This window comes from Streptomyces sp. NPDC005181, from assembly GCF_040608395.1.
Classification (GTDB): Bacteria; Actinomycetota; Actinomycetes; order Streptomycetales; family Streptomycetaceae; genus Streptomyces.
Map to the genome: position 1 here is coordinate 1 of NZ_JBEXID010000229.1, position 2,155 is coordinate 2,155.

Annotated in this window: 1 protein-coding gene and 2 pseudogenes; 2 read left to right on the plus strand and 1 reads right to left on the minus strand. The window is 63.5% G+C overall.

Annotation, left to right across the window (positions count from 1 at the left end; genetic code table 11):
• Nucleotides 1-211, plus strand: a pseudogene (locus tag ABZV38_RS40220) (transposase family protein); the annotation flags it as partial.
• Here ABZV38_RS40220 and ltrA read toward each other — a convergent pair.
• Nucleotides 207-1,469, minus strand: coding sequence for a group II intron reverse transcriptase/maturase (gene ltrA, locus ABZV38_RS40225; protein WP_356333899.1), 1,263 nt, complete (start codon nt 1,467-1,469; stop codon nt 207-209). The pseudogene ABZV38_RS40220 and the gene ltrA sit on opposite strands and share 5 nt — an antisense overlap.
• 583 nt (nt 1,470-2,052) lie before the next feature.
• On the opposite strand from ltrA, the pseudogene ABZV38_RS40230 reads away from it, so the two are divergent.
• Nucleotides 2,053-2,155: pseudogene (locus tag ABZV38_RS40230) on the plus strand (DDE-type integrase/transposase/recombinase); the annotation flags it as partial.

Below are 2,155 nucleotides of genomic sequence, written 5' to 3' on the forward strand. Positions count from 1 at the left end.
CCACGGGGCGATGAAGGTGTTCCTGGAGGCCGACGCGCCCCGGGTGGCCTGCCGGAATCACGGTCCGACGGTGACCTGGGTGCCCTGGGCCCGGCTCGGTGCCGGTCACACCCTGGCCTTCGACCAGCAGACCGTCTGGCTGGCAGCGGAGTGCTCGAAGTCCGCGACGGCGGTGCTGATGCGGACCTCCCGTTACACGGCTCTTGTCACCCTGTGCACCAGAAGTGGCGGGCAATTCGCCAGTGGAAGAACATCCCTGGGTATCGCTGCGTAATCCCCTGGAAGCACTCCTTGGCCTTCTTGAAGCCCGCGAGCCGCTTGTACTTTCGGCGGATCCAGCGCACCAGATAGGCGTTGATGCGCCGCAGGAGGGGCTCCAGCGCGGAGCGGTAAAACGCCCCGTAGTACTGAATCCAGCCCCGCACGATCGGGTTGATGAACCGCGCGAGCTGGGCGAAGGTGTGGCGAGTGCGCCGATGAATGCGCCAACTGCGCACCTCGGCACTCATTCTCTTCAAGGCGTCCTTACTGACCCCAGGCAGGAAGCACGGAAAGGTCACCCCGTGCCTGCTGCGGGCCGCGCGGGCTCGGAACGTGAACCCCAAGAACGTGAACGACGTCTGCGCGTACGCGCCCCGCCGGTTCGCGTCCTTGCAGTAGACGATCCGGGTCTTGGCCGGGTGCAGACGCAGCCCGACCTCCTCCATCCGGTTCCCGATCACCTCCACCAGTTGCCTGGCCTGGCGCTCGCTGACGCAGTGCACGACCGCGTCATCCACATACCGCTCGAACGGGACAGCGGGGAACTCCCGGGCCATCCACACATCGAACGCGTAGTGCAGGAACAGGTTTGCCAGCACGGGCGATACCGCTGATCCCTGTGGGGTTCCCCGGTCTCGCTCCCGCAAGGTGCCGTCGGGCAGTTGGAGCGGCGCTCGGAGCCACCGCTCCACATACAACTTCACCCAGACGGCGTCGGTGTGAGCCTCCACCGCCTTGACGATGAGGTTCCAGGGGACGCTGTCGAAGAACTTCTGGATGTCCAGATCGACAACCCAGTCCCTCTTCCACGCCCGCTCTCGGCATTTCTCCACCGCGTCCAGCGCGGACCGTCCAGGCCGATACCCGAAGGAATCGGAGTGGAAGACTGGTTCCACCTCCCGCTCCAGCCGGGCGGCGACAACGGTTTGCGCAATCCTGTCCGCGACCGTGGGAACACCGAGAATCCTGACCCCACCACCATGCGATTTCGGAATCTCCACCGATCGCACCGGGGGCGGAAAGTAACTGCCCGAAGACATCCGATTCCAGACCCTGTAGAGATTCCCCCTCAGGTTCTTCTCGAACTCCTCGATTGTGCAGCCGTCCACTCCCGGTGCGCCCTTGTTCGCCCTGACCTTCTCCCACGCCTCCCATACTTCCCACTTCGAGATTACGAACGACTTCTCTGACACTTTCAGCGCATCCACGCGACTCCTCCCAGGGAACTCCTGGTTGATCGAACGAATACCGCCACGGATGACCCGGCCCCTTCGCTCCACCCCCATTACAGAGGCTTCGGCACTACTACGGGCCGGTCCGCCAGCGAGCCCCGCATCGGTACTCAGTCCCTCACGGTTTCCGCCGTTTCGGGACGCTCCCTGATTCAGCCCATACGGGCAGAACCACAGTGCTCGCCTTCCCACGTTCCACGCGAAAGCAGCAGACCAGGCTCGCGTCGCCTCCATGCCGGGCACCATCTGGCCAGTAGACGGGTGTCCGCCAGACTTGTCCTGGAGCCATATCTACACCCCCCAGTTTCGATGCCATCTGAATATGTTTTCGACACGTCGTCAGCGATTCGCTTGCGCTCGCCTTCCTGATCCCCACCTGACGCCTCACGGACGCCTTTTCCACATCGCTCACCACGACGGTCTTCAGCCAACGCAGCATGTGGTGGTTTGAAGCCTCCCCCCGCAGGGCGGCTCCGAAGGGCCTACCTTCATCTTTCACGCAGCACCACATTCTGAGAGGCACCTATCTCTGCATTTCCACGCCTCTTTCCTGTGTTCGTGGCACACAGATATCACCTACATCCCTACCGCCGAGGGCTGGCTCTACCTCGCCGCGTGGCTCGACCTCGCCACCCGCGAGATCATCGGCTACTCGATGGCCG